The sequence below is a fragment of the Lysinibacillus sp. NPDC097287 genome, from assembly GCF_044761695.1.
GTDB lineage: Bacteria > Bacillota > Bacilli > Bacillales_A > Planococcaceae > Lysinibacillus.
Genome location: NZ_JBIWCX010000025.1, coordinates 20794 through 27627 on the forward strand (window position 1 = coordinate 20794; position 6834 = coordinate 27627).

The following is a 6834-nucleotide window of genomic DNA, read 5'->3' on the forward strand; positions in this document are numbered from 1 at the left end:
AATATCCAGTTTATAAATAAACTATAAGGTCAGTGAGGATGAAGCACATGGACATGCTATTATTTCAGCTTGAAAAAGATGGCGATAAACCGCTCTATGACCAGCTTTACAGCGGCTTAAAAGAAGCCATTATCACAAAGAAAATTGCGGTTGGAGAAAAATTACCATCCAAACGGAAATTAGCAGATTTTTTAAATATTAGCCAAACAACAATTGAAATTGCCTATGCTCAACTACTTGCAGAAGGTTATATTATGTCAAAATCACGTGTGGGATATTTCGTCGAGGAAATTGATGATTTACCATATATCCAACAGGAAGTAACTGCATTACCAAGCGAACAGCCAAAGAAGAAATCATACGCAATTGATTTTAATCCTGGCTCGATTGATATTGATGCCTTCCCTTTTCAAACATGGCGTAAATATGCTCGTGATCTCTTTGATGATACATCTAAGGAATTATTACTAACTGGAGCACCACAAGGAGAGCTTGCCCTACGTACTGAGATTGCTCATTATTTATATCAATCACGTGGTGTTGTTTGCAGCCCTGAACAAATCGTCATCGGTTCTGGTACTGAGCAGCTACTTCCAATGATTTTACGCCTGTTTAAGGAAGATGCTTGCTTTGCACTAGAAAACCCTGGTTATCCAACTGTACATCGTATGTTTTCACAACATAAGCGAAAAGTAATTCCTATTCCAGTCGACGATGAGGGAATTCTTATTCATGAACTTGAAAAAACGAGTGCTGATGTAGTCTACATAACACCCTCACACCAATTCCCGACTGGCGCAGTTCTTTCCGCTACCCGACGTGCCCAGGCGTTAAATTGGGCTGCTGGAAGCCCATCTAGATACATTATTGAAGACGATTATGACTCTGAATTTCGTTATACTGGAAAACCAATCCCTGCCCTACAAGCATTAGATCGAAATGATAAAGTCATTTATATGAGTACTTTTACAAAATCGTTAATGCCATCCTTACGTGTTGCTTATTTCGTATTGCCACAAAGGTTACTGGCAACATATAACGACGTATTTAATTATTACTCATCAACAGTCCCTAGATTTGATCAGCATATAGTAGCAAATTTCATGCGAGATGGCCATTTCTCCAAGCATTTGAATCGTATGCGAAAAATTTATCGAAAAAAGCATGATCAATTAACTACTATTCTAGAAAACTATTCTCCACAAATTCAAATGGCAGGAGAGCAGGCCGGTATGCACGTATTACTAACTGTGCAACATACTCTATCAGAAAAACAACTACAGCAACTTGCTAACGATGCCGGAATCGGTATTTACCCACTATCTGATTACCGTCTTGATAGACAAACAAATCATCAAGCTCAATTTTTACTTGGCTTTGGTGGAATCCCCGTGCAGCAAATCGAATCAACAATCGAGAAACTCATGGACTGTTGGCACATCAACAAAAAACAAACATCCGATTCGCGTTAATACGTGATTGGATGTTTGTTTTTAATTACGTTGATAGCTCGGTTGGACATTTTATCGAATGCAGTTAATGTGAATCTTTTAACTGCACATTATAATGGTCAAACCATGTATGAATTTGCCCTAAATAGGCTAGCAACTGTGGTCCTGCCATTAATTGACCATACCATGGAACTTGAAAAGACTTGCCCCCTGATTCAATAAGTTCTGATAGTTTTTTCTGATCGAATAGTTCCCGTAGAATGGAATTTTTATCATTCATTATTTCTCGCAACCACTTTTGAACTCCCGCTGTATATTGAGGATGATATGTTTTAGGATACGGATTCTTTTTCCGATATAATACTTCTTCTGGTAATAGGTGCTCCATAGCCTTTCGTAACAATCCTTTTTCATTACCACCTACATTTTTTATTTCCCAAGGAATATTCCATGCATATTCTACAAGGCGATGATCTGCAAATGGTACGCGCACTTCTAGACTAGCACCCATACTCATACGATCCTTCCGCTCTAGCAATGTTTGCATAAACCACACCATATTCAAATAAAACATTTCACGTAGTTTTGTTTCCTCTACGCTTTCACCTTCTAAACGCGGTACTTCGGCAATTGTTTGTAAATAAGCTTGTTGTGCATATTGCTCAACAGCTAATTTCCCACGCCAATCTTCGCGTAAAATAGCCGTTCTTTCAGGTAATGAACGAATCCATGGAAATCCTGTTGTCTTTTCTGTGAACCATGGGTATCCACCAAAAATTTCATCCGCACATTCACCTGATAAGGCAACCGTGAAATCCTTTTTTATCTCCCGACAAAACCATAATAATGATGAATCTACATCTGCCATACCGGGTGCATCCCTGACTAACACTGCCTCTACTAACGAATCAATTAATTGCTGCTGTGAAATCACTTCCGAATGGTGTGTTGTATCAAACGAATCATTCATTTTTTGAATCCAATAGGTGTCTGTGGATGTTTGATAAGCATGGGGATTAAAGAAACGCTCATTGTCTTCGTAATCAATCGAATACGTATGCAGTTTCCCCTTATTTTGCTGTTTGAATGTATTCGCCGCAATACCCGTAATAATACTCGAGTCTAAGCCTCCTGAAAGAAACGTACAAATCGGGACATCTGACACAAGCTGTCTTTCAATTGCATCACTTAGTAAAAAGCGTACATGATCGACTGTGTCACCTAGCGATTCCTCATGCTTTTTACTTTCTACTTGCCAGTAGCGCCAAACCCGTAAGCCTTCTCTAGAAAAGCGCATTGCATGGCCAGGGCGTAACTCTTGAATATCTTGAAACAATGCTTTCCCGGGCATTCTCGAAGGCCCTACAGCAATAATACTTGCTAACCCATCATAATTAACGACAGGACGTATTGCAGGATGTGCTAATAAGGCTTTTACTTCTGAAGCGAAGAAGAGTCCTTCACTTCGCTCCGCATAAAACAATGGTTTAACACCTAATCGATCCCGACATAAAAAGAGTGATTGCTCTTTTTCATCCCATACCCCAAATGCGAAGATTCCATTTAAATAATCCACGCATTGTTCTTTCCATTCAATATAAGCCGTTAATAATACTTCTGTGTCTGAGTGTGTTGTAAAAGCATGCCCTCTCTTTTGCAACTCTTTACGTATTTCTTCAGTATTATAAAGTTCGCCATTATATGTAATGACATAGTTTGAACCATCGTGGGTTTTCCCCATTGGTTGTTTCCCACCAATCAAATCAATGACCGCTAAACGTCGATGGCCAAATGCAACATGCTCACTACACCAAATGTTTTCATCATCAGGCCCTCTCTTATTCAATGTTTGTGTCATTGCCTGTATGATTTGTCTACCCGTACGTAAATCCTTTTGAAAACTAGCCCAGCCTGTAATGCCACACATTTAACCACACCCTTTCGCCTAATAGCCTATGCAAAAACATATGTAAATGTGAAAAAAGGCAAGATCCCAAATGGAACCCTGCCTTTTTTATTAAGTCATTTTAAAATAATCCACCAACGAAGTCAGTAATACCGCCCCATAAATTACCGAAGAAGTTCCCAATACCTTGGAAGAATAGTGAAAATCCACTAGCACGTTCTACAGCTTCTGTAGTGACAACATCCGATGAAAACTCCTTGCCATCAATATAGCCGTAATCTGTACCTTCTGTGCGCTCAATAACTACTTTACCAACTACCGTATCTTTCTTTACGTCAGCTTCAAGACTTTCTTTATCTAACACTAATTTTGGTTTGTATAAATCTTTTTCAGACGATTTTACCATAATTGAAATTGGCTCTTTCACAGCGATCGCTACTTCGTCCTCTTTCCCTTTAGTAACCTTCACCGTTTCTTGCTTTTTAAATGTATAATCCGCTGGAACAATTTCTTGTTTAGAGAATTGTGCGAACCCGTAATCAAATAATTTAGCTGTTGCATCAAAACGTGCTTTATATGTGCCTTGTCCACTTGCATCTACAGCTTTCATCACAACTGCAATTAGACGTGTACCATTACGCTCGGCAGTTCCTGTAAAGCATTGACCTGCAAAGTTTGTAGAACCTGTTTTTAGACCATCTACACCTTCATACTCGAACACTAGTCCCGGTAGCATGAAGTTCCAGTTTGGCATATTAATTGCATCAGATGTGCCCTCACGGAATGTCTTTTTCGCAATTTTAGAAGTTTCTAATACAGTTGGATGATCTTTTAATAAATGATACGCTAATTTTGCCACAGATTTAGCAGGCATTACGTTTTCATCTTCCGCACCAGTACCAGCTGGATGCATTCCAAATAAATCAGCATTGTTTAAGCCTGTTGAATTCACAAATTTATAGCCTTCTAAACCAAGCTCTTCTGCTTTTTTATTCATTAGTTTTAAAAACTCAGTTTCAGTACCTGCAATTGTTTCGGCAATTCCTACTGTTGCTGCATTTGCAGAATAAATTGCCATTGCTTCATATAACTCACGAATTGTATAAGAACCATCAGCACGTAATGGTACATTACTTAATGCACGGTTTTGAGACATGCGGTACGTATAGTCTGTTACACGGTATTCTTGTTCCCATGTCACGGTACCTGCTTCAATTGCATCTAGTAGCAAGTATTCCGTCATCATCTTCGTCATACTTGCAATACCTAAAGAAGTATCTGCGTTTTGTTCATATAAAATTTTCCCTGAATCTGCATCTATTAAGATAGCAGCATCCACGGTAAGCCCTAAATCTGTTGCTGCACTTGCTTTCGCAGGAACACCTGCAAAGACGCTAATAAGCAGAACAGAAATTAAGGAGATACGTAAAACGGTGTTCATGATCTTTTTCACCTAAAAACCCTCCAAAAATTATTCTTGTCCTCGACATTTTATCATAGAAGTTATGACTGGTGCGCACTCTTTATCATAAAAAATGCTCTTATATCATCATATAGACGATACAAGAGCATAAAAGTTGCTAGTAATTACTGTATTGAATAGTTTGGAGATTCTTTTGTAATTTGCACATCATGTGGATGTGATTCACGAAGACCTGCACCCGTCATGCGAATGAATTGTGCGTTGTCACGTAAGTACTCAAGACTAGGAGCTCCACAGTAACCCATACCGGCACGAATACCGCCGATTAATTGGTAGATTGTATCAGCTAGAGGTCCTTTGTAAGGAAGACGACCCTCGATACCTTCTGGCACTAATTTTTTTGCATCTTCTTGGAAGTAACGATCTTTTGAACCTTTTTCCATTGCACCAATCGAACCCATACCACGGTAAACTTTGAAACGTCGACCTTGGAAGATTTCTGTGTCCCCTGGAGATTCAGAAGTACCAGCAAGAAGTGAACCAAGCATTACAATGTTACCACCAGCTGCAAGAGCTTTTACGATATCACCAGAGTACTTTATACCGCCGTCAGCAATAATTGTCTTACCAAGCTCGCGTGCCACTGTAGCGCAATCATAAACTGCAGTAATTTGTGGAACACCTACACCAGCTACAACACGAGTTGTACAAATAGAACCTGGTCCGATACCTACTTTAACAACGTCTGCACCTGCTTCAAATAATGCACGTGCACCTTCGCCTGTAGCTACGTTACCAGCGACGATTTCTAATTCTGGGTAATTCTCACGGATTGAACGAATCGTTTCTAAAACGCCTTCTGAGTGACCGTGTGCTGTGTCAATTACCACGATGTCTACTTGAGCTTCTACTAACTTCTCAATTCGTACCATAGTATCTTTAGAAACACCTACAGCTGCACCTACTAATAAACGTCCATGAGTATCTTTAGCAGCGTTCGGGAATTCAATTACTTTTTCTATATCTTTAATTGTGATTAGACCCGTTAATTTACCGTCCTCATCAACAATTGGTAATTTCTCGATTTTATATTGTTGAAGAATTTTTTCTGCACCCTCTAAAGTCGTTCCAACAGGAGCTGTAATCAAATCTTCTTTTGTCATTACATCTTCAATTTTTAAAGAATAGTCTGAGATGAAACGTAGGTCACGGTTTGTGATAATACCTACTAGTTTCTGATTTTCCATGCTATCCACAATCGGAACACCTGAAATACGGTATTTACCCATTAAATGTTCAGCATCAAATACTTGGTGAGTCGGAGTTAGGAAGAATGGGTTTGTAATAACACCATTTTCAGAACGTTTTACTTTTTCTACTTGTTCGGCTTGCTCATCAATACTCATATTTTTATGAATAATACCAATACCACCTTGGCGTGCCATAGCAATAGCCATTTTAGACTCTGTTACTGTATCCATTCCAGCACTTACCATTGGAATGTTTAATTTAATTTTCGGTGTTAGTTGCACTGATAAGTCAACATCTTTTGGTAATACTTCTGAATGAGCTGGTACTAATAATACATCATCAAAAGTCAAACCTTCTTTGGCAAATTTAGTTTCCCACATTTCGTAACTTCCTCCTATGTTAAAAGAATATTAATTGTAAGATTAACAACGTGTCATGCTACTGTCAAGAAACTTATAAAAGAAAGACAATTCAGACTTTTCACTGTATCAACTTTCACTTACATTTATCCAATTATAATGCGCAGTTTGAGATCAATATTACAAGATTACATATCCTTTTAACGCGTAAGAAACTTCATCAAGTCAGCATATATACTGTTTTCAGAATATTAATCCACACTCTCAAATTACTGCCGCCATCATTTATAAGTTATGTATTTTTCAGCATAACTTATAAGATATTTCAATTACCTAATATTATTATAATAAAAAAACAGCCAACATAAAGTTGACTGTTTTTCATGTGCCTAGCGACGTCCTACTCTCACAGGGGGAAGCCCCCAACTACCATCGGCGCTAAAG

4 protein-coding genes are annotated in these 6834 nt (G+C 38.5%); 1 reads left to right on the top strand and 3 read right to left on the bottom strand.

The genetic code is table 11. The features are described from left to right. Window positions 1–47 precede the first annotated feature (47 nt). On the top strand, window positions 48–1472 hold the full coding sequence (gene pdxR / locus ACIQ2D_RS21130) for a MocR-like pyridoxine biosynthesis transcription factor PdxR (RefSeq protein ID WP_402867275.1): 1425 nt from the start codon (window positions 48–50) through the stop codon (window positions 1470–1472). A gap of 64 nt (window positions 1473–1536) precedes the next feature. On the opposite strand, the gene asnB is transcribed toward pdxR, so the two are convergent. The 3 genes from asnB to guaB all read right to left on the bottom strand — a co-directional run bounded on the left by asnB (window position 1537) and on the right by guaB (window position 6411). Then, window positions 1537–3378 (bottom strand): asparagine synthase (glutamine-hydrolyzing), encoded by a 1842-nt coding sequence (asnB, locus tag ACIQ2D_RS21135; RefSeq protein WP_402867276.1) that lies wholly within the window; start codon window positions 3376–3378, stop codon window positions 1537–1539. A 100-nt stretch (window positions 3379–3478) separates the two neighbouring features. Then, the gene (locus ACIQ2D_RS21140) at window positions 3479–4810 is read right to left on the bottom strand and encodes a D-alanyl-D-alanine carboxypeptidase family protein (protein ID WP_402867277.1); all 1332 of its coding nucleotides are present in this window, start codon (window positions 4808–4810) and stop codon (window positions 3479–3481) included. A 134-nt stretch (window positions 4811–4944) separates the two neighbouring features. Continuing rightward, window positions 4945–6411, bottom strand: a complete 1467-nt coding sequence (guaB, locus tag ACIQ2D_RS21145; protein WP_402867278.1) for an IMP dehydrogenase — start codon at window positions 6409–6411, stop codon at window positions 4945–4947. Window positions 6412–6834 lie beyond the last annotated feature (423 nt).